Source organism: Pseudomonas sp. LB3P93, from assembly GCF_054898025.1.
On record NZ_CM142713.1, the window covers coordinates 474319 to 495319 of the forward strand.

Below are 21001 nucleotides of genomic sequence, written 5' to 3' on the forward strand. Positions count from 1 at the left end.
CCCATGAGCCGCAAACAGCAACTGCTCAAGCGCCATCGGCGCAACAAACGGATCGGCCTGTTGATCGCGCTGATGCTGCTGATTGCCATCGGCGTGCTGGTGGCCTGGTGGTTGCCGCTGATGCTCGCGGTGCTGGGCTGGATTGCCCACGAGGCGTGGTTTGCCGACCATTTGTTCTATTCGCCGAAAGACGATTACCAATACAGTTTTCCGCCGTACACCCAAAAACCCAAGGTTCACCTGGACGGGGAGCGTTTGCGGCTGGACGAGGGGGTCATGCTGGTCGACGACGCCACGCTGGTATTGGCGCTGCGGATAAAAAGCACCTGGCTGGGTCGCTTTATCGATCCGGTGGTCGAGTTGGCGGGTGGCGAGAATCCCGACCGGCAAACGTTCGAGCGTGGCGTAAACGGCCTGCGTTATCTGAACCTCAGTGGTCAGTCGCAAGTGCTGTCGCGGGGTGAGTTACGGCTGCGCGGGCGTTTCTGCCGGCTGCTCGGCGAGCCCGTGCTGTGGGCGTTCGAACAACCGGATTATCGCCGCCAGCGAGTGATGGTGATCGCGCCCCACGCCGACGACGCCGAACTGGCTGCCTATGGTTTGTACAGCCAGGCCGATGAAGCCTGGATCGTTACCCTCACCGCCGGTGAAATCGAAGCCGAGCATTATCAGCAGATCGGCCTGAGCAAAGTCGAGGCCGCCCGACTCAAGGGCCGTTTGCGCGCCTGGGACAGCATCGCTGTGCCGCGTTGGGCGGGTGTGCCTGAAGCGCATTGCGTGCAGTTGGGGTATTTCTGCCTGCAACTGGCGGCGATGCAGGCCGCACCGACGCAACCGATGGGGTCGCGTGAAGCCGAGTTGAGCGACACCCGCGTCTATCGCCAGTTGAATCCATTTACCCTGCCGGGCGACGCCGACGGCGCGCCGACCTGGAATAACCTGCTGGCCGATCTGCGTGAACTGTTGATGCGCGCGCGCCCTGAAGTGATCGTGCTGCCGCATCCGACGCTCGATCCGCATCCCGATCATCTCTGCGCCCAGCAAGCGGTCCTCGAAGCCTTGAAAGGCCTTGAGTGGCAACCGACCACCTTGCTCGGCTACGCCAATCATCTGCACGATAACGACCGCTGGCCAATGGGCGATGCGGGGCATGGCATTGCGCTGCCGCCGGCCTTCGACCCGGCGACGCCGATGCAGCCTTGCTGCCTGCCGCTGTCGCTGGAGCTTCAGCGTGATAAGGCCATGGCGCTGGGCATGATGCACGACCTGCAACCGCGCATGCCGTTCAAGCGACGTTTGCGTCGGTCGATACAACGACTGTTAGCCCGTAGAGTGCCGCCCGTTTATGGCGAGAACGAATTTTTTCGCAAGGCGGTCAGGCGTCATGAATTGTTATGGCTGTTGAAGCATGGTGAAACATCTCGACAGCAGAAATGAAGCACTTCCGGGCCTAGCATGGCCGCGTCTTAAACAACTGCAGTGATTCTTCTGTGATCAACCCACGCCCGCGTATTGTTTTTCTGATCCCGTACTTCGGTCAATGGCCGTTCTGGATGCCGTTTTTTCTGGAAAGTTGTCGTCGCAACGCCGATATCGACTGGTTGCTGTTCAGCGACTGCGGCACGCCTGAGAATCTGCCACCTAACGTCACCGTCGAGTGCATGACGTTCAGTGATTACTGCGCGCTGGTGTCGCAACGGTTGGATATCGACTTTGCACCGGATGCGGCTTACAAGCTCTGCGACATCAAGCCGGCACTGGGGCATATTCATGCCGACCGCCTGCAAGGCTATGATTTCTGGGGGTTCGGCGATATTGATCTGGTGTATGGTGACCTGCGAAGTTACTTCACCCCTGATCGGCTGGCCGGTTATGACCTGTTCTCGACTCACGAGCGACGGGTCGCAGGGCATCTTTGCCTGATGCGCAACAACGCCCGCAAACGTGAGTTGTTCATGCAGATGAAGGACTGGCGAAAGCGCTTTACCGATCAGGAGCACCACGCACTGGACGAGGGCGCATTCAGTCGGATCTTCCTCTGGCGCAAGAATTTCCCCGAGCCTTTGTTCACCTTGGTGGGCAAGTTCAATCCGTGGCGTCGTCGCAGCGAATTCACTGAGGCGTTCAGCACGCCGGGTGGCTGCATCAAGTGGCACGATGGCACGGATGATTTTCCGCATCGCTGGTATTGGCGCAATGGCTGTTTGAGTAATGATCGCGATGGCGATCGCCGGTTTCCGTATTTCCACTTCGTTTGCTGGAAACGCAACGAGTGGTCACGGTTGCCTCCACCCGATCCAGCCGAGGTCAGGCGTATTGCCGCCGAACCGGACTGGGTCATCGATGCGACAGGTTTCCACCGGGGAGAGTTATGAGTCAACGGTCAAAGGTTCTGCAATTGCAGCCTGACTACAACGTCAAAGCCCATGATTTTGCCGACCTCGCGGAGCAGATCGTCAAGGCGCTGCCGAGTGATCGCTATGAGGTCACTGCGGCATTCCTGCGTGGCAAGCCTGGGCCAGGCGAGGCTGTGAGCCGGGCCGACCGTTCGGTGTATTTCGAGTTTTCCGACAAGTCTCTCAAGGGCATGCGCCTGCGCGCGATGTGGCAGCTGTACAAGTTTTGCCGCGCAGAAAAGTTCGACGTGGTGATTTGTAACCGCTTCAAACCGGTGAACATGATGCTGACGCTCAACCGCTGGTTGAAGGTCCCGTTGTGCATCGGCATTTCCCACGGTTTCGGTGAGTACGACCGGTTTTACCGGCGCCGCCAGACCCAGCGCCTGATCGACCGTCACTGGCGTTTCGTCGGTGTGTCGCCAGCGGTCAAACAGTATTTGCTGGACTGTGACTGCGGTTTCACCGACCAGAATACTTACGCCATTACTAATGCAATCGACATCGAGCAGGCCGAAGGCTTGCAGCACAGCCGCGAGCGCGCCCGCGAATTGTTGGGCATCGATCCGTCGGTGCGCTTGATCGGGGCGCTGGGTCGCCTGGTGCCGATCAAGGGTCACACCTATCTGTTGCAGGCGTTTGCCGCCCTCAAGGACAAGTACCCGAACACCCAATTGGCGATCATCGGTGCCGGTCGCGAAGATTCGCGCCTGAAAGCCGAAATCGATAGCCTGGGCCTGACCGGTCGCGCACACCTGCTGGGCTTCAAGGAAATCGCCTTGCAGTACATTCGTGCGTTCGACGTCTGGACCATGCCGTCCCTGGCTGAAGGCCTGGGGCTGGCGTTGCTCGAAGGCATGAGCGGGCACCTGCCGGTGATCGCCTCCAACGTGCCGGCCATGCTGCCGCTGATTGAAGGCGCGGGTGGGCTGGCGATTACACCGAAGGACGTGCCGAGCCTGATCGCGGCGCTGGATAACTACCTCGGGCTGTCGGATGACGAGCTCAAGGCCAAGGGCGAACAGTCCTACCGTTATCTGCAGAAAGAACATGACATCGAGGTGTTCCGCCAGGAGTACCTGAACTTGATCGAATCCGGCCTGGAACAGGCCCGCAAGGAACAACCATGAGCGACGCGCAACCTCTCGTAACCGTCATCATCGCGTCGTATAACCACGCTCGCTACATCGAGGAAAGCATTCTCAGCGTCCTCAACCAGACCTATAAGAACATCGAGTTCCTGGTGGTCGACGACGGCTCCAAGGATGACAGCGTCGAGCGGATCAAGGTCTTGCAGGCGCAGCACGGTTTTGATTTCCGGGTTCAGCAGAATCAGGGGCTGACCAACACGCTCAATGGAGCTATCGCTCGCTCCAGCGGTAGCCTGATCGTGCCGTTCGGTTCTGACGACATCATGTTGCCAGAGCGCATTGCGACGCAGGTGGCATACATGGATGGCAAGCCCGAGGTGGGTATCTGCGCGGGCAACATCGAGCTGATCGACGCCGACGGCAATCTGTACCCCGAGAAGCGTCAGCGCCGTGATGTGCCGTTCCGTCGTCTGGACTTCGATGACATGTTCCTGGAACGCAAACCTTATCCCCCCGCGCCAACCCTGATGATCCGCCGGGAAGCGCTGGACAAGGTGGGTGGCTTCGATCCGAATATTCGCCTGGAAGACTTGCTGATCGAGCTGAAGGTGACCCGTGCCGGTTACTTTATCGATGGCTTGAATGTGCTGATGGCGCGCTATCGCAAGCACGCCACCAATTCCTACAAGAACCACCGCTTCATGATCGACAACATCCTGCGCTCCTACGCGCTGTTCAGCGATCATCCGCTGTACGACGAGGTGCGTTACAAGTTCCTTAGCTCGATGTTCCTCAAGACCGCCAACCGTGATCGCAAGCTGGCCCGCGAACTGCTGGCGCAGATCCCGTTCAAGGCCTGGAACAAGAAGACCTGGCGCGGTCTGGGGCGGCTTTACTTCTCGCCGCTGGAAAAAGACTGAAGCCGTAACACGATCTCTGTAGCCGCTGGCGCAGCCTGCTGCTACAAAAGCTGCGTTGAAAGCTTCAGCGAGCGATCTTTTCGGCCTGGCTCTTGTCAGCCATCTTGCCCTGGCGCAGCCATTGCAAGACCTTCTTGCCGGCCGTCATGCCCGGCTTCTCTATGTACAGGAACGTCAAGCTGCTGATAACGATCAGCAGACAACTGCACACGGCCAAGAGCGACAGATAGGTCCAGGTATCACGAGCGTCCAGGTGCAGCACCAGCGGCAGGCGCTGGACCATCACCCAAAGCACGAAGCCGTGCAGCAAATAAGTGCTGTAGCTGATTTCCCCGAGCCAGCGGATGCTGCGCGGTTGTAGAGCGCCGAACAGGGTGTTTCCCGATGCCACGATCACAAAAAACAAGGAAAGCAGCAGCAGCGGCAGCAGATTGAACGCGCGGTTGAATGCCGTAAAGGCAATTGCCAGCGCCAGCAACGCGATAATTCCCGCCAGTCGCGTCCGGCCCCAGGCCATCAAGTGTGGCCGGCGTATCCAGTACGCCGCACCAATGCCGCCCAGGAAACTCGCCAGAAAGTGCTTCTTCAGTGAGTGCTCCCAACCGACCAACTGGTACAGAGCGTAAATGCCGATCAGGCACAGCACCACTTGCAGCCAGCTGCCACGATAAATGAAGACCATGCCGGCCAATGGCAGCGCCAGATAGAAAAATACCTCGTAGCCCAGGGTCCAGGTGACGTTGGAGATCAGCATGCCGGTTTGGTGGTACTGATTGACGTCCGGTCGGTCGAAGGTCAGCCAGGCCAGGATCTGCCCTACCAGTCGAATGCCGGGCTCTTTGAGCTCCCAGTTCTGAAGGTAGAACACTGTGATGAACACAATCAGCATCAGCGGCAAGTACAACGGGTAGAGGCGAAACACCCGAGAGACTGCGAAGGCCAGCCAGTCGTGTTGACGTCCCTGGGTGAGCAATCGGTTCCAGAACAGAAAACCGGTGATCATGAAAAACAGCGCGACGCTGCCCTGGCCAAGCTGCGAGTAAAAGTTGCTCGGCGGGAACTCAATAACGCCGGTGCGCACGAAGATCCAGGTAATCATCGAATGGTGCACGAACACACCGAACGCCAGATAGCCTCGCAGGCCATCAATGCTGGCATAGCGGCTTTCGCCGGAATGCTCCAGGTGACGGGAGATTTTCGGAACGGCGCGCAGCAACAGGGCGGCGGTTACGATGGCCAGCAGATAGGCTGCCAGCGCAATGAGTGGGTTGGTTTCAGTCATCAATGAGCCCGGGCCGGGGAACTCCCGGACAGCACTTGCCTGTGCAAATTATCGACAGCAGCTTTCGACGCCGTCGTGGCGTATCCCTGGAGCAGCGCTTCGAAGTGATCTTCGAACAACCAGCGCCGATCTACCGTGTAGCGCTGCATGTGGCGAAGATTACGCTGACGTAGCGAAAGGCTCAACGAAGAGGGGTAGATGCGCATGTCAGCGACATCGATCAAGCCGAACTCGCCGTCTGCCAGCACCAGCACATTGCCCAAGTGCAGAGAGCGGAAATACACGCCTTTCTCATGCAGCTGCGCCATGAACTTGCCGAAACGTTCTATCAGTGCCTCACGCACTGCTGGCGCGGTAATGCCCTGCAAGACCTGGCGCAGGGTGTTGCCTGGCAGTGGCGAATAGTGCACAGCGCTGCTGCCGTCACCAAGACGATACAAGTGAAGAGTCTGTGGGGTTGGAATCCCCATGTTGCGCAATTGCTCGCTGTTGACGACAAAACGCTCGGAATAGGGGCTGAAACTGCCCGAAGTGTACCAGCGGCGGCGGCGGAACAGCTTGAGGAAGCTGCCATCGACCAGACGCAGGACTTTTGGGCCCAGACCATCCGCTTCGATTATCTGCGCGTTGTCGGTCAACGAGTGCAGGGCGGCCAATGTCAGTGACTTGACCGGCATCGCCAATAGACGTTTGGCGCGCTGATTGATGCTTAGCGCGGCGATCAGCGCCAGCGGAATCCACAGCAGGAACCAGTGTTCCTTGGGTCGGGAAATGATCCCGCCACCTTCAGTCAAGCCTGCACCGATGCCGAAAATCAGCCAGGTGGAAGCAATGATGAACAGCGGTTGCACGCGATTGCGCCAGCTGTTGAGCAATCCACGAGCCTGGAAAAACAACCACGGCAACAAACCGAAAATACCGACGTAATAGAGCACACCCAAGGCAAAACTGTGAGGCTCCTGCAAGGCGTAGCCAATACCGGGGTCGAGTGTGAGGTCGGCGTTGTAGCCATGACCGATCCATGGGTGATCGGCAATTTTGTGCAAGGCCAGCTGCCAGATTTCGATGCGATAGGAATCGCCTCGTTCGATGATCATATGTGAAAACATTATCGCCACGGCCGCACTGCCGACGATCAGGGCGCCCAGTAATACAGCGGAACGGCGATTCCAACAGATATAGCCCAGCCACAGCGCGGCCAGTGTCAGGGCGACCAGGGGGGTTCTGGAACCGGTGGCGATCACGGCAGCGAACATGATGGCCATTGCAGGGATGCTCAGCCAAAGCATCTGCTGGCGCTTGCAGACCATGCTCATACTCAGCCAGTAAGCACAGAAAAAACCGTACATGTGTGAGGCAAGCAGCGGGTTATCGAACGCACCCCCGCCGATAAGGCGCAAGCCTGGCTCGTAGATACGGGCGTACATGAAGAGGTTGTACACCGTTCCGATCAGCCCAACCATCGCGGCGGTGAACAGCAAAGGCTGGACGATTTCGCTGCGATAACGCACCAGTAAGTAGCAGCCGGCGAACAGCAACAGGGTATGGAGCGGTGGTTTGAACTGCGCGGCGATACGTTCGCTTCCAGGCCCCCAGCACAAACTGATCAGCGCCCAGGCGGCAAACAGCAGCACCGCAATGAAGATCGGCTCTCGCAGCAACTCCTTGAGTTCGCGAGGGCGCAGGCAAAGGGCGATCAGAGCTGGAATGCTGAACAGTCCATAAAAAAGCTTGTGGTGCAAACTTCGGCCCGGCAGGAAAAACAGCGCACAGAGGAGCAGGAGGTAGCCGACTGGAAGAATCCAGAGGCAGATGAAATCGAAGACTCGATTGGACACGCTATTGAAACCGCTGAGTTGCATACTGAGAGATTCAATCCTGAAGTTGATCGGCCATTTCGGGTTGATGGCTATTTGATGCTGAATTTGATGCCTAACAATAACAGCCTTTATGCGATTGCCAGAACCCTGAGGAAGCTGTGCTAAAGTCAGCGTCCTTTTTATCGACATTCGCGTGATATGACCGACTCCAGTCTCTCCGCAAGCCCTTCGAGCTTGAAAATCTACTTCCGCCTGCTCGGCTATGTCCGGCCGTACATCAGTCTGTTTCTGATCAGCATCGTCGGTTTTCTGATTTTCGCTTCGACGCAGCCAATGCTCGGCTACATCCTGAAATACTTCGTCGACGGCTTGTCCAACCCCGAGGCGGTGCTGTTTCCAACCGTGCCTTACCTGCGCGACCTGCAACTGCTGCAGGCGGTGCCGTTGCTGATCATCCTGATCGCCGCATGGCAGGGGCTGGGATCTTATCTGGGCAACTACTTTCTGGCCAAGGTTTCCCTCGGGCTGGTCCATGATTTGCGTGTGCAGTTGTTTAATAACCTGCTGGTTTTGCCTAATCGGTATTTCGACAAGCATAACTCGGGTCATCTGATTTCGCGTATCACCTTCAACGTGACGATGGTCACCGGGGCGGCCACGGATGCGATCAAGGTCGTAATCCGTGAAGGCATGACGGTGATCTTCCTGTTCGCCTCGCTGCTGTTCATGAACTGGAAACTGACCCTGGTCATGGTTGCGATCCTGCCGTTGATCGCCGTGATGGTGCGCACCGCGAGCAAGAAATTCCGCAAGCAGAGCAAGAAAATCCAGGCCGCCATGGGCGACGTGACTCACGTGTCCTCGGAAACCATACAGGGCTATCGCGTGGTGCGCAGCTTCGGCGGCGAAGTCTTCGAGCAGAAGCGATTCCTCGCGGCCAGCCAGGGCAACACCGACAAGCAACTGCGCATGACCCGTACCGGCGCCATCTACACGCCGTTGCTGCAACTGGTGATCTACAGCGCCATGGCGGTGCTGATGTTCCTGGTGCTTTACCTGCGCGGCGATGCGTCGGCCGGTGACATGGTTGCCTATATCACCCTGGCCGGCCTGCTGCCCAAACCGATCCGTCAATTGTCCGAAGTCAGCTCGACCATCCAGAAAGGCGTGGCCGGTGCCGAGAGCATCTTCGAGCAGTTGGACGTCGCGCCTGAAGTCGATACGGGCACCGTCGAGCGCGACGCCGTCAGCGGTCGTCTGGACGTGCGCCACCTGAGCTTCACCTACCCCGATACCGACCGCCAGGTACTCGACGACATCAGTTTCTCGGTAGAGCCGGGGCAAATGGTGGCGCTGGTCGGGCGTTCGGGCAGCGGCAAGTCGACGCTGGCCAACCTGATCCCACGCTTCTATCACCATGACAAGGGCGAGATCCTGATCGATGGCGTTGAAGTGGAGCAATACAAATTGCTGAACCTGCGCAAGCACATCGCCCAGGTGACCCAGCACGTGACCCTGTTCAGCGACACCGTGGCCAACAACATTGCTTATGGCGATCTGGCGGGCGCGCCCCGTGAAGACATCGAAAAAGCGGCGAGAGACGCCTATGCGATGGACTTCATCGCGCAGTTGCCCGAAGGCCTGGACACCCAGGTCGGCGAGAACGGCGTGTTGCTGTCCGGCGGTCAACGCCAGCGCCTGGCGATTGCCCGTGCGCTATTGAAGAACGCTCCGTTGCTGATTCTTGACGAAGCCACGTCGGCCCTCGATACCGAGTCCGAGCGGCATATTCAGGCGGCGCTGGACCAGGTCATGAAAGGCAGGACCACCCTGGTGATCGCTCACCGATTGTCGACCATCGAGAAGGCTGACCTGATTCTGGTCATGGATCAGGGCCGGATCGTCGAGCGCGGCACCCATGCCGAACTCCTGGCGCACAACGGTTACTACTCCCGACTGAACGCCATGGGCCTTGACGCCCCGGCGGAAGACATCGCCTGACCCTTGCTCACCGGGCGTGCAATGCGCCCGGTGATTTGTATCATTTATCGGCATTCCTGCTCAAAAAATGACCACTTTTCATTGTCGAATCATCCCGTTGCAGCCACCACACAAGCCAGCGCCAACCCTGTGGTAATATCGCGCCCCTGTTCATTTTGTATGTGGGTTGCTCCATGAAGTTGTCCATGCCGCGATTCGATCAAGCCCCTGTCTTGGTGGTCGGCGATGTCATGCTCGACCGTTACTGGCATGGTGGTACCTCACGGATTTCCCCTGAGGCGCCGGTACCGGTAGTCAAGGTCGAGCAAATCGAGGACCGCCCGGGCGGTGCCGCCAACGTTGCGTTGAACATTGCCGCCCTCGGTGCACCGGCCTCGCTGGTCGGCGTGACCGGCGATGACGAAGCTGCCGACAGCCTGGCCAATAGCCTCAAGGGCGCAGGCGTGCGGGCGTTGTTCCAGCGCATCGCGCACCAGCCGACCATCGTCAAGCTGCGGGTCATGAGCCGTCACCAGCAACTGTTGCGTATCGACTTCGAAGAACCTTTCGCCACTGACGCGTTGGCGTTGGGCGCGCAAGTCGACGAATTGCTCGAAGGCATCAAGGTGCTGGTGCTGTCCGACTACGGCAAAGGCGCACTGAAAAACCATCAGGTGCTGATCCAGGCCGCCCGTGCCCGTGGCATTCCGGTGCTGGCCGATCCCAAGGGCAAGGATTTCTCGATCTACCGTGGTGCGAGCCTGATTACGCCGAACCTCAGCGAGTTCGAAACCATCGTCGGTGCTTGCACTGATGAGCACGAGCTGGCGACCAAGGGCGCGCAGCTGATGCACGATCTGGACCTTGGCGCGCTGCTGGTGACCCGTGGCGAGCACGGCATGACCTTGCTGCGCCCGGATCATCCGGCGCTGCACTTGCCGGCCCGTGCCCGTGAAGTATTCGACGTGACCGGTGCCGGTGACACGGTGATTTCCACGCTGGCGGCCGCGATTGCCGCGGGCGAAGAACTGCCACACGCGGTGGCCCTGGCCAACCTGGCGGCGGGCATCGTCGTCGGCAAGCTTGGTACAGCGGCGATCAGCGCCCCGGAGCTGCGTCGGGCCATCCAGCGTGAAGAAGGTTCCGAGCGCGGTGTGCTGGGCCTTGAGCAGTTGTTGCTGGCGGTCGACGACGCGCGTGCGCACAAAGAGAAGATCGTTTTCACCAACGGCTGCTTCGACATCCTGCATGCCGGCCACGTGACCTACCTCGAGCAGGCGCGCGCCCAAGGCGATCGTTTGATCGTTGCGGTGAATGACGATGCTTCGGTCAGCCGTCTGAAAGGGCCGGGTCGTCCGATCAACAGCGTCGACCGTCGCATGGCCGTACTGGCCGGTCTGGGCGCAGTGGATTGGGTCATCAGCTTCCCTGAAGGCACCCCGGAAAACCTGCTGAGCGAGGTCAAGCCGGACGTGTTGGTCAAGGGCGGGGATTACGGGATCGACCAGGTTGTCGGCGCAGACATCGTGACCGCTTACGGCGGGACCGTGAAAGTGCTGGGGCTGGTGGCAAACAGCTCGACGACCGCGATTGTCGAGAAGATCCGCAAGTCCGAGTAACACTGATCGTTCCCACGCTCCGCGTGGGAATGCCTCCAGTGACGCTCTGCGTCACGCCGTTTGTGGGACGCGGAGCGTCCCAGGCTGCATTCCCACACAGAGCGTGGGAACGATCAAGTTCAAGAGCTGACTTTCTTGCGCGGCACGATTTTCTTCAGCAATTGCTTCGCCTTACCACGCAACCGCGCCAAACCTGAATCCTTCCCCGGCGGACTCAACCCCTGCTGCCGCACCCAGTCTTTCCAGCGAATCCGCTCATCGCGCACCAGCCAGCCTTCCTGCCGGGCAAAACTCTCTGCCAGGAACAACCCGCGTGTACTCGCCGGGTACAGCTGATCCTTTTTCAAGGTATACAGCTCGGCCATCGGCTGGCCGTCCTGCAGCGGCATCAAGTACAAATCGGGACGCTTGCGATCGAGCCGGGCCACCAACTGATCACCTTCCAGTCGCTCGTCGACATGAAACAGGCTCAGGGATTTGGCTTCCTTGGGCACGTCCAGGCGCAAGTCATAGATCAATTGCAGCGATGCAGTCGGCAAATGCACGTAAGCCCGTGGACGTTCGATCAACTGCATTTTGGCGCAACGCACCGGCCGCGCCGAGCCGGACAATGGTGTCAGGCGGAAGGGCAATGCCTCGCGATAATGCAGTGCGGAAGAGTAGGGTGCCGGCAGCCAGGTGTCATTGAAGCGTCCACCGAGCCAGCCTTCCGGGGTTTCCAGCAGGCACTCTTCGGCAATCTCCTGGATCGCCGTGTGCAGCGGCAGGTTCAGCTCATGGGCCGGCACGTAACCGGAGATCAACTTGAGCACCACATCGCCACGGTCTTGCCGACGCTGGCGCACCAACACCCAGTAATCGCGATTCTGCCAATGCAGGGTCAGGCGCACCGAGACCCCAAGGTTGGCCAGTTCCAGAGCGAACCGTTCGGTGTCGGGCACCGTCACCGGGCGGCGACGTTGCAGGGTCTGGGAGAAATTGAGCGGCATCCCGACGCTCTGATAACTCAAGCCTTCGGGAGTCGCTTCGACGTACAACGGCAGGGTCTTGAAGTTGCTCGGGTTCTTTCTTATGAGCGTACGCGGCATGTCGGCTCCTGCTTAAGGCCGCGTGGGCGGCATCAGTTTCTACGTAGGACCTGGGCAACGGTCGCGACGTTGTGGGCGAGGTGCAGCGGATTGATGGTCCCGACAATAGCACTGGCAACACCCGGGTGTTCAAACAACAACTCAAAGCTGGCGCGCACTGGGTCCACGCCCGGACTCAGGCAAACGTGACCGCTGGCGAGGGCTTTTTTGACCAGAATGGCTTTACCGTGAGCAGCAGCATAGTCAATGACTGGCTTCTCGCTCTGTTCGTTCAGATTGTAGGTGACCATGGCGCAATCACCCTGTTCCAGAGCCTTCAAACCCCCTTCGACGGTTTTGCCGGAAAAACCGAAGCCGCGAATCTTGCCTTCGGCCTTGAGCGCGGCGAGGGTCGCGTAGACCTCGCTGTCATTGAGGATCGCCAGGTCGTTGCCGTCGGAGTGCACCAGCACCAGGTCGATAAAATCCGTTTCGAGGCGTTGCAGGCTGCGTTCCACTGACAGTCGGGTGTGGGCGGCGCTGAAATCGTGGCTCGACTGGCCGTCGGCAAACTCTTCGCCGACCTTGCTGACGATCACCCATTCCTGACGCTGACCCCGCAGCAACGGACCGAGGCGCTCTTCGCTGCGGCCATAGGCCGGGGCGGTATCGATTAGGTTGATGCCCATGTTGCGCGCGAGTTTGAGCAACATGCGCGCTTCGTCATCGCCCGGGATCTGGAAGCCGTTGGGGTATTTCACGCCTTGATCGCGGCCAAGCTTGACCGTGCCCAGGCCCAGCGGCGAAACCCGCAGGCCGGTGCTGCCCAGCGGGCGATGCAGTTCATGCAGGGTCGGTTGGCTCATGGCAGCAGTTGCTCCCAGGCAGGGACACACATCGGTGGTTTTGGCAGGTCGGGCAGCGGCGCCGGATGGCTCGGCTGGATGCCGTCGCGCTGCAGCGACGTGATGACCCGGTCGGCGAAGTCCGGTGCCAGCGCCAGTTTTGTCGGCCAGCCGACCATCAGGCGTCCTTCTTCGGCAAGGAATGCATTGTCCGGACGAGTCAGCCCCGATTGCAGCGGTTCGGCGCGATCCACGCGCAAGGTTGCCCATTGCGCCGTGCTCAGGTCGACCCATGGCAGCAATTGGCCAAGCTCTTTCTGCGCGGTGGCGATTTGTTCGGCAGGTTCGCGGGCAACCCCTTCGGCTTCGGCGATGTCGCCGCCCATGTACCAGACCCATTGGCCATCGGCGGCTGGATGGGTGGTCACGGTGATGCGCGGTTTGGTGCCGCCGCCCAGGCAATGGGCATACAGCGGTTTGAGGCTTGGGCCTTTGGCGATGATCATGTGCAACGGTCGGCGCTGCATGGCGGGCTTGCTCAGCCCCAGTGCTTCGAGTAGCGACGCCGTGCCGGCACCGGCGCTGAGCACGATGCGCTGGGCGCGGATCTCTCGCTCGTCGACCTTCAGGCCTACCAGGACGCCACCCTCCAGCAACGGTTCGATGTTCTGACCGGCGAGAAGGCCATCACCGGCCAGATCGGCCAGGCGCTGGATCAGGCTCGGCACGTCGATCACCAATTCCGCCAAGCGATAGACCTTGCCCTTGAAGCGTTTGTCTTGCAGGGCCGGCGGCAATTGGTCGCCCTTGACCTGATCGACACGGCCGCGCACCGCTTTGCTGGCGAAGAAACTGGTGAGGTTGCCGGCGAGGGTGCCGGGGGACCAGAGGTAATGGGCTTCGGATAGCAGGCGCACGCCGGACAAATCCAGCTCGCCGTCGCCGGCCAAGGCTTCACGCCAGCGGCGCGGCATGTCGGCGATGGCTTCCGAGGCACCGGTCAGGGCGCCGTGCAACGCGTACTTGGCGCCGCCGTGGATGATGCCCTGAGACTTCACACTCTGCCCGCCGCCGAGGCTGGCGCTTTCCACCAGCACGGTCGAAAAACCCTGGCGGCGCAGGCGCGCATTCAGCCAGAGGCCGGCGACACCAGCGCCGACAATCAAAACGTCGGTGGAAATAACGGATGGCATGCAGCGACCTCAGTGTTCAAGACGAGGGCGCAGTATACAGACTCGACGAACAGGGGATTTGTTGCTGATCAAACTGTGGGAGCGAGCCTGCTCGCGATAGCGGTGGGTCAGGCAACCTTTCAGTCGACTGGTACACCGCCATCGAGCAGGCTCGCTCCCACAGGGGATTGGGGTGTCAGTTAGTGGCCGGCAGTTTTGGAGAAGAGCTGGATGACAACGACGCCCAGCACAATCAAGGCCATCCCCAGCATCGCCGGCACATCCAGTTTCTGGCCGTAGATAAACAGTGCCGCGACGCTGACCATCACGATCCCCATGCCGGCCCACACCGCGTAAGCCACGCCCACCGGAACGCTGCGCACCACCAGGGTCAGCATCCAGAAGGCAATGCCGTAACCGACAATCACCAGAATCAGCGGCAACGGGGTGCTGAAGCCTTTGACGGCTTTCATCGAAACGGTCGCGATCACTTCGGCGCAGATGGCAATGGCCAAGTAGTAGTAAGCGGTCATAGGTGCATCCTCGTGTGAAGTGTTGCTGTCTGAGTTCGGCATTCTAGAGAATCTCCAGATGCGGTAAAGTCATTACCTATCTGTTCTGAAGATGGGTTGGCACATGAACATGCAATGGAATCTGGAGCAGCTGCGCTTGTTTGTCAGCGTAGCGGAGCAGCGTTCGTTTTCCGCCGTGGCGCGGGATCAGCGCAAGGCGCAGTCGGCGGTCAGCAGTTCGATTGCGCTGCTGGAAGAGGACTTGGGCGTCAGCCTGTTCGACCGCAGCAGCGGTCGTCAGCCAAAACTCACCGAGGCCGGCAATGCCTTGCTGGAAGAGGCACGCGAAGTCTTGCGTCAGTGCGAACGCCTCAATGGCCGGGCGCTGGCGATGATGCGCGGTCAGGAAGCGCGTTTACGGGTGGCTCAAGATGAGGCGATGCCCTATCAGCCGATCATCGAAAGCTTTGCAGCCCTGGCGGAAAAATTTCCCAGCCTTGAAGTGCAGCTGACCAGCGCTGCCCAAGGTGATGTGGCGCGCAAACTGGTGGAGCGCCGGGCCGATCTGGGGCTGCTGTTTTATCACGACCAGATTCCCGAAGCGCTGGAGCGTCGGGTGCTGGGCAGCGTCGAAATGGTCACCGTGTGCGGCGTCGGTCATCCTCTGGCGAAACAGGCGCCGGTCGATTGTCAGGAACTGGCGCGGCATCGCCAGCTGCTGATGTCCACGCAGTCCAGCGTCTACCCCGGCAGCGAGCCCGCCAGCCCGCAGGTCTGGCGGGCCGACAGTTTCTACGTGATGGCTGAATGGCTGGTGCGCGGCCTCGGCTGGGCCTGGCTGCCGCGACACGTGGTGCAATACCCGGCGTATCAGGATCTGATGGTCGAGCTGGATAGCGAATGGACCCCGCCGGCGCTGGTCGTGGAACTGGTCTGGCGTCGCGACGAGCCCCTCGGCCCGGCAGCTCGCTGGCTGGCAGAACGTTTTGCCGTGCACTTGCAGGCGATCGGCGAAAAAACCGATAAACTCCGCCGCCATGAATAGAACTCTCTACACCGCGCTGTTTTACTTGGGGCTGCCATTGGTAGCGATTCGACTGTGGCTGCGTTCGCGCAAGGCGCCGGCGTATGCCAAACGCATTGGCGAGCGTTTTTCCCTTGGCTTGCCGGTGATGAAATCGGGCGGCATTTGGGTGCACGCGGTGTCTGTGGGTGAAAGCATTGCCGCGGCGCCGATGATTCGTGCCTTGCTGCAACGTTATCCACAGCTGTCCATTACCGTGACCTGCATGACCCCGACCGGTTCGGAGCGCATCCACGCACTGTTTGCCGACGAGCCGCGCATCCAGCACTGCTATTTGCCTTACGACTTGCCGTGCGCGGCGGCGAGATTCCTTGATCGGGTCCAGCCGAAACTGGCGGTGATCATGGAGACCGAGCTCTGGCCGAACCACATCCATCAGTGCGCCAAGCGCGGGATTCCGGTGGCGTTGGCCAATGCACGATTGTCCGAGCGCTCGGCCAAGGGCTATGGCCGCTTCCGAAAACTCACCCAGCCGATGCTCGCCGAGATGAGCCTGTTCGCGGTACAGACCGAAGCCGAGGCGCAGCGCTTCCGTGACTTGGGTGCGCGTGCCGACACCGTGGAAGTGACCGGCTCGATCAAGTTTGATCTGACGATCGATCCGCAACTGCTGCTGCGCGCCACCGAATTGCGCGCGCAGTGGCAGGCGCAGGAACGTCCGGTGTGGATCGCCGCGAGTACCCACGAAGGTGAAGACGAAGTGGTGCTGGCGGCCCATCGTCAGTTGCTCGCCCATCATCCCGATGCCTTGCTGATTCTGGTGCCGCGTCATCCTGAGCGTTTCAACTCGGTGTACGAGCTGTGCCAGCAGCAGGGGTTTGCCACGGTGCGTCGTTCCGCCGGCGAGCCGGTCACGGCCAATACCTCGGTGTTGCTGGGCGACACCATGGGTGAGTTGCTGTTTCTTTACGCCCTGGCGGACAGCGCGTTTGTCGGCGGCAGCCTGGTGCCGAACGGCGGGCATAACCTGCTGGAACCGGCGGCGTTGGCCAAACCGGTGCTGAGCGGACCGCACCTGTTCAACTTCCTCGAAATCGCCGCGCAATTGCGCGGCGCCGGGGCGTTGCAGGAGGTGGAAGATGCCGAAGGACTGGCGCTGGCGGTGCAGCGGCTGTTCGAATTGCCGCGCGATGCGCAACGAATGGCGGAAGCGGGATTGAAAGTGATGCGCACCAATCAGGGCGCGTTAAAGCGGTTGCTGGATGGGTTGGGGCGGTTGATCAACTGACTTGACACCTGTGGCGAGGGAGCTTGCTCCCGCTCGGCTGCGAAGCAGTCGTGAAACCTTCAATTGCGATGTGATTGGCAGAATGCTGGGGCTGCTTCGCAGCCCAGCGGGAGCAAGCTCCCTCGCCACAGAACAGGTTTTTATTGCGTAGGCTTAGCCTTCAGTTGTTCCGCCGCGGCCTTGGCCAGGTCCGGTGGCAGGAAGTCCTTGTCCGGGTTGTAGTCAGGCTTGAGCCAGCGCGCCAGGTCCTGCAAATCCCCCGGATTCAACGTGCCGGCGGCCTGCTTCAAGCGCAGATTGTCGAGGATGTAGTCGTAGCGAGTGTCGTTGTAGTTGCGCACCGAGGTGTACAGCTGACGCTGGGCATCCAGCACATCGACGATGTTTCGCGTACCGACCTGATAACCGATTTCGGTCGCTTCCACCGCGCTCTGGTTGGAGATGATCGACTGCTTGCGCGCCTGCACCTGCTCAACGTCGGTGTTCACCGCGCGGTGCAGATTGCGGGTGTTTTCCACCACTTGCCGGCGCAGGGATTCGCGTTGTTGCTCGGACTGATCCAGTTCTGCGTACGACTGACGCACCTGGGAGTTGATCAAGCCACCGCTGTAGATCGGGATGTTCAGTTGCAGGCCCACACTCGACTGGTCGACGTTGCCCTTGTAAGCCGGGCCGAAGGCGTTCGGGTTGCTGAACCCCAGGGCGTCGTTGTCACCTTTTTCGTACTTCGCCACGGCATCCAGGGTCGGCGCATGGCCGGCCTTGCGCTGCTTGAGGGTTTCTTCGGCGGCGCTGACGGCGTAGTTGCTGGCCAGCAAATTCAGGTTCTGTTTGGCGGCGGTGTCGACCCAGGCCTTGGCATCATTGGGTGCTGGCGGCAGGATCGGCAGCGTGTGGACGATGCCCTGGATCGAGTTGTACTGACGGTTGGTCAAAGTGATCAGCGCTTCGAACGCATCATCCACCTGGCGTTGCGCAACAATCCGGTTAGCCCGTGCGGTGTCGTAACTGGCTTGCGATTGCAGCACATCGGTCTTGTCCGACAGGCCGACATCGAAGCGCTCGTTGGACTGGTCGAGCTGACGCTTGAACGCCGCTTCTTCAGCCTTGGTCGAGGCCAGGGTGTCCTGGGAGCGCAACACGTTGAAATAGCTTTCAGCGGTTTGCAAAATCAGATTCTGTTCGGTGGCCGAGAGTTGCAGCGCGGCCTGTTCGTTGACGTCTTTGGCGGCCTGGAACTGGAACCAGCGATCGGCGCGGAACAGCGGTTGTGCCAGGGTTGCCTGGTAGGAATGCGCATTGCGGTTAATTGTGGCCGCAGGCTGATCGATCGAGGTGCGCACATTGTTCAGTTCGGCGCCGCCCGACAGGTTCGGCAGCAGCCCGGCGCGGGCCTGAGGCACCACTTCTTTCTGGGCGCCATATTGAGCGCGGGCAGCCGCCAGGTCGGCGTTGTTATCCACCGCTTCCTGATAAACGCTGACCAGATCGGTTTTGGTCGATAAGGGCGCTTCTGCTGCCCATGCCATTCCATTGGACGCACAAGACACGGCAAGGGCCAGTGAGAGTTTGCGCAGCATGTGGCCATCCCTAAAAAATTACGCTGATAATTTGAGCGCCAAGGCTACGGCGCGGCCCCTACAGCGTCAAGGCGCGGTACGGCGTAGCGAGTGTAGTTGTGTGCAACGACGGCAACAATCCTGTAATTGCGCCATTCATCATGGTGTTTACCGCGGTGTTGGCGTTCTTTGCCAGTTGTGTCTAGACTGGCCGGGTTCTTGTCGGGGTGCCTTGCTATGAGGCTGAGATCGAATAATTTCGGATCCCGTTGAACCTGATCAGGTTAGCGCCTGCGTAGGGAACAAGATTTCTCGTCACCCGGCGAGTCCTCTTGTGCTTCGTCCGGGATGTTGTTCGACAATCGAACACCCCTCGAGCACTGAGCACAGCACCAACGGCTTTGTCATGGCTGATTGGTCGCGTCCATTCGTTACAGGTTCGCTCCGACAAAATTCCACTGCCTGGATGCTGTCTGGAGAGCCCGTGATGACGATAAAACTAAAAAACACTACGAACCTGAGTGACTCGGCCCAAGTCGATCAACAATCGGTTCAGCCGTTTACCCGCTCGCAAAAAATCTATGTTCAGGGCTCCCGCCCGGACATCCTTGTGCCGATGCGCGAAATCAGCCTCGACGTGACCCCGACCGACTTCGGCGGCGAGATCAACGCGCCTGTCGTTGTGTACGACACCTCGGGCCCGTACACCGACCCCAACGTCATCATCGATGTGCGCAAAGGCCTGGCCGATGTGCGTTCGCCGTGGATCGAATCCCGTGGCGACACCGAGCGCCTGCCGGGTCTGAGTTCCAACTTCGGCCAGGAACGCCTCGCCGATGCCGAGCTGACCAAGCTGCGTTTCGCTCACGTGAACAACCCACGCCGCGCCAAGGCCGGTGCCAACGTCAGCCAGATGCACTACGCCCGCAAAGGCATCATCACCGCCGAGATGGAATACGTCGCCATCCGCGAAAACATGAAGCTTGAAGTGGCGCGCGCCGCTGGCCTGCTGGACCAGCAACACGCCGGTCACAGCTTCGGCGCCAGCGTGCCGAAAATCATCACCCCCGAGTTTGTCCGTGACGAGATCGCCCGCGGTCGCGCGATCATTCCGGCCAACATCAACCACACCGAACTGGAACCGATGATCATCGGCCGTAACTTCCTGGTGAAGATCAACGGCAACATCGGCAACAGCGCTTTGGGTTCGTCCATCGAAGAAGAAGTGGCGAAACTGACCTGGGGCATTCGCTGGGGTTCGGACACGGTCATGGACCTGTCCACCGGCAAACACATTCACGAAACCCGCGAGTGGATCATCCGTAACTCGCCGGTGCCGATCGGTACCGTGCCGATTTATCAGGCCCTGGAAAAAGTCGGCGGCGCCGCCGAAGACCTGACCTGGGAGCTGTTTCGCGACACGCTGATCGAACAGGCCGAGCAGGGCGTCGACTACTTCACCATCCACGCTGGCGTGTTGCTGCGCTACGTGCCGCTGACCGCCAAGCGCGTGACTGGCATCGTCTCTCGTGGCGGTTCGATCATGGCCAAGTGGTGCCTGGCGCATCACAAAGAAAACTTCCTCTACACCCATTTCGAAGACATCTGCGAAATCATGAAGGCCTACGACGTCAGCTTCTCGCTGGGCGATGGCCTGCGTCCTGGCTCGATCGCCGACGCCAATGACGCTGCACAATTCGGTGAGCTGGAAACCCTCGGCGAGCTGACCAAGATCGCCTGGAAGCACGACGTGCAATGCATGATCGAAGGCCCGGGCCACGTGCCGATGCAGTTGATCAAAGAGAACATGGACAAGCAGCTGGAATGCTGTGACGAGGCGCCGTTCTACACCCTCGGCCCACTGACCACCGACATCGCGCCGGGCTACGACCACATCACCTCCGGTATCGGTGCGGCGATGATCGGCTGGTTCGGTTGCGCCATGCTTTGCTACGTGACGCCGAAGGAACACTTGGGCCTGCCGAACAAGGATGACGTGAAAACCGGGATCATCACCTACAAGATCGCCGCCCATGCCGCCGATCTGGCCAAGGGGCATCCGGGTGCTCAGATTCGCGACAATGCCTTGAGCAAGGCGCGCTTTGAATTCCGTTGGGAAGACCAGTTCAACCTGGGCCTTGATCCGGACACCGCGCGTTCGTATCACGATGAAACCCTGCCGAAGGATTCGGCCAAGGTCGCGCACTTCTGTTCGATGTGCGGGCCGAAATTCTGCTCAATGAAAATCACCCAGGAAGTCCGCGAATACGCGGCCAACCAGCGCATCGAAACCGTCGACGCCGAAGTCGCCCAGGGATTGGCGGAACAGGCTGAGCGGTTCAAGCAGGAAGGCAGTCAGCTGTACAAGAAAGTTTGATCCGTACTGATCGTTCCCACGCGGAGCGTGGGAACGATCACAACAAATG

At 59.9% G+C, this 21001-nt stretch carries 17 protein-coding genes and 1 riboswitch; of the genes, 10 read left to right on the forward strand and 7 right to left on the reverse strand.

Annotated elements, in window-relative coordinates:
• The first annotated feature begins 3 nt into the window (after positions 1 to 3).
• Genes ACYZT8_RS02080 through ACYZT8_RS02095 form a run of 4 tightly spaced genes read left to right on the forward strand, consistent with a single transcriptional unit; the run spans position 4 to position 4407 of the window.
• Positions 4 to 1437, forward strand: a complete 1434-nt coding sequence (locus ACYZT8_RS02080; RefSeq protein ID WP_461978843.1) for a PIG-L deacetylase family protein — start codon at positions 4 to 6, stop codon at positions 1435 to 1437.
• 53 nt (positions 1438 to 1490) lie between these two features.
• The gene (locus ACYZT8_RS02085) at positions 1491 to 2375 is read left to right on the forward strand and encodes a DUF6625 family protein (protein ID WP_461978845.1); all 885 of its coding nucleotides are present in this window, start codon (positions 1491 to 1493) and stop codon (positions 2373 to 2375) included.
• Positions 2372 to 3526, forward strand: a complete 1155-nt coding sequence (locus ACYZT8_RS02090; protein WP_461978847.1) for a glycosyltransferase family 4 protein — start codon at positions 2372 to 2374, stop codon at positions 3524 to 3526. Before ACYZT8_RS02085 ends, ACYZT8_RS02090 begins: the two co-directional genes overlap by 4 nt.
• Positions 3523 to 4407, forward strand: a complete 885-nt coding sequence (locus tag ACYZT8_RS02095; protein WP_461956855.1) for a glycosyltransferase — start codon at positions 3523 to 3525, stop codon at positions 4405 to 4407. Before ACYZT8_RS02090 ends, ACYZT8_RS02095 begins: the two co-directional genes overlap by 4 nt.
• Before the next feature lie 64 nt (positions 4408 to 4471).
• Here ACYZT8_RS02095 and ACYZT8_RS02100 read toward each other — a convergent pair whose 3' ends face one another.
• Positions 4472 to 5689, reverse strand: a complete 1218-nt coding sequence (locus tag ACYZT8_RS02100) for an acyltransferase family protein (protein ID WP_461978849.1) — start codon at positions 5687 to 5689, stop codon at positions 4472 to 4474.
• On the reverse strand, positions 5689 to 7431 hold the full coding sequence (locus ACYZT8_RS02105) for an O-antigen ligase family protein (protein ID WP_461978851.1): 1743 nt from the start codon (positions 7429 to 7431) through the stop codon (positions 5689 to 5691). Before ACYZT8_RS02105 ends, ACYZT8_RS02100 begins: the two co-directional genes overlap by 1 nt.
• On the opposite strand from ACYZT8_RS02105, the gene ACYZT8_RS02110 reads away from it, so the two are divergent.
• From ACYZT8_RS02110 to hldE, 3 genes are all read left to right on the forward strand, one after another.
• Positions 7426 to 7674, forward strand: a complete 249-nt coding sequence (locus tag ACYZT8_RS02110) for a hypothetical protein (protein WP_461978853.1) — start codon at positions 7426 to 7428, stop codon at positions 7672 to 7674. The two genes, ACYZT8_RS02105 and ACYZT8_RS02110, sit on opposite strands and share 6 nt — an antisense overlap.
• Before the next feature lie 33 nt (positions 7675 to 7707).
• A complete protein-coding gene (gene msbA / locus ACYZT8_RS02115) occupies positions 7708 to 9510 on the forward strand; it encodes a lipid A export permease/ATP-binding protein MsbA (RefSeq protein WP_461978855.1) in 1803 nt (600 codons plus the stop codon).
• Between the two features lie 173 nt (positions 9511 to 9683).
• Positions 9684 to 11108 carry a bifunctional D-glycero-beta-D-manno-heptose-7-phosphate kinase/D-glycero-beta-D-manno-heptose 1-phosphate adenylyltransferase HldE gene (gene hldE / locus ACYZT8_RS02120; RefSeq protein ID WP_461978857.1) on the forward strand — a complete coding sequence of 475 codons (1425 nt, stop codon included), beginning with the start codon at positions 9684 to 9686 and terminating at the stop codon, positions 11106 to 11108.
• Positions 11109 to 11227: 119 nt separating this feature from the next.
• Here the strand turns inward: hldE and ACYZT8_RS02125 are convergent, their stop codons facing one another.
• From ACYZT8_RS02125 to ACYZT8_RS02140, 4 genes are all read right to left on the reverse strand, one after another.
• Complete coding sequence (locus tag ACYZT8_RS02125) at positions 11228 to 12196, reverse strand: metal ABC transporter ATPase (RefSeq protein WP_461978859.1); 969 nt, start codon at positions 12194 to 12196, stop codon at positions 11228 to 11230.
• Positions 12197 to 12228: 32 nt separating this feature from the next.
• Positions 12229 to 13041 carry an aldo/keto reductase gene (locus tag ACYZT8_RS02130; RefSeq protein ID WP_461978861.1) on the reverse strand — a complete coding sequence of 271 codons (813 nt, stop codon included), beginning with the start codon at positions 13039 to 13041 and terminating at the stop codon, positions 12229 to 12231.
• The gene (locus ACYZT8_RS02135; RefSeq protein WP_461978863.1) at positions 13038 to 14213 is read right to left on the reverse strand and encodes an NAD(P)/FAD-dependent oxidoreductase; all 1176 of its coding nucleotides are present in this window, start codon (positions 14211 to 14213) and stop codon (positions 13038 to 13040) included. Before ACYZT8_RS02135 ends, ACYZT8_RS02130 begins: the two co-directional genes overlap by 4 nt.
• A 179-nt stretch (positions 14214 to 14392) precedes the next feature.
• Positions 14393 to 14725 (reverse strand): DMT family transporter, encoded by a 333-nt coding sequence (locus ACYZT8_RS02140; RefSeq protein WP_008027887.1) that lies wholly within the window; start codon positions 14723 to 14725, stop codon positions 14393 to 14395.
• Positions 14726 to 14828: 103 nt separating this feature from the next.
• On the opposite strand from ACYZT8_RS02140, the gene ACYZT8_RS02145 reads away from it, so the two are divergent.
• On the forward strand, positions 14829 to 15749 hold the full coding sequence (locus tag ACYZT8_RS02145) for a LysR family transcriptional regulator (RefSeq protein WP_461978865.1): 921 nt from the start codon (positions 14829 to 14831) through the stop codon (positions 15747 to 15749).
• Positions 15742 to 17016 (forward strand): lipid IV(A) 3-deoxy-D-manno-octulosonic acid transferase, encoded by a 1275-nt coding sequence (waaA, locus tag ACYZT8_RS02150; protein WP_461978867.1) that lies wholly within the window; start codon positions 15742 to 15744, stop codon positions 17014 to 17016. Before ACYZT8_RS02145 ends, waaA begins: the two co-directional genes overlap by 8 nt.
• A gap of 140 nt (positions 17017 to 17156) precedes the next feature.
• Here the strand turns inward: waaA and ACYZT8_RS02155 are convergent, their stop codons facing one another.
• Positions 17157 to 18596 (reverse strand): TolC family outer membrane protein, encoded by a 1440-nt coding sequence (locus ACYZT8_RS02155; RefSeq protein ID WP_461978869.1) that lies wholly within the window; start codon positions 18594 to 18596, stop codon positions 17157 to 17159.
• A gap of 192 nt (positions 18597 to 18788) precedes the next feature.
• A riboswitch (TPP riboswitch) is annotated at positions 18789 to 18894 on the forward strand.
• Between the two features lie 168 nt (positions 18895 to 19062).
• Between ACYZT8_RS02155 and thiC the strand changes: the two genes are divergently transcribed.
• Positions 19063 to 20952 (forward strand): phosphomethylpyrimidine synthase ThiC, encoded by a 1890-nt coding sequence (gene thiC / locus ACYZT8_RS02160; protein WP_416740561.1) that lies wholly within the window; start codon positions 19063 to 19065, stop codon positions 20950 to 20952.
• The last annotated feature ends 49 nt before the right edge of the window (positions 20953 to 21001 follow it).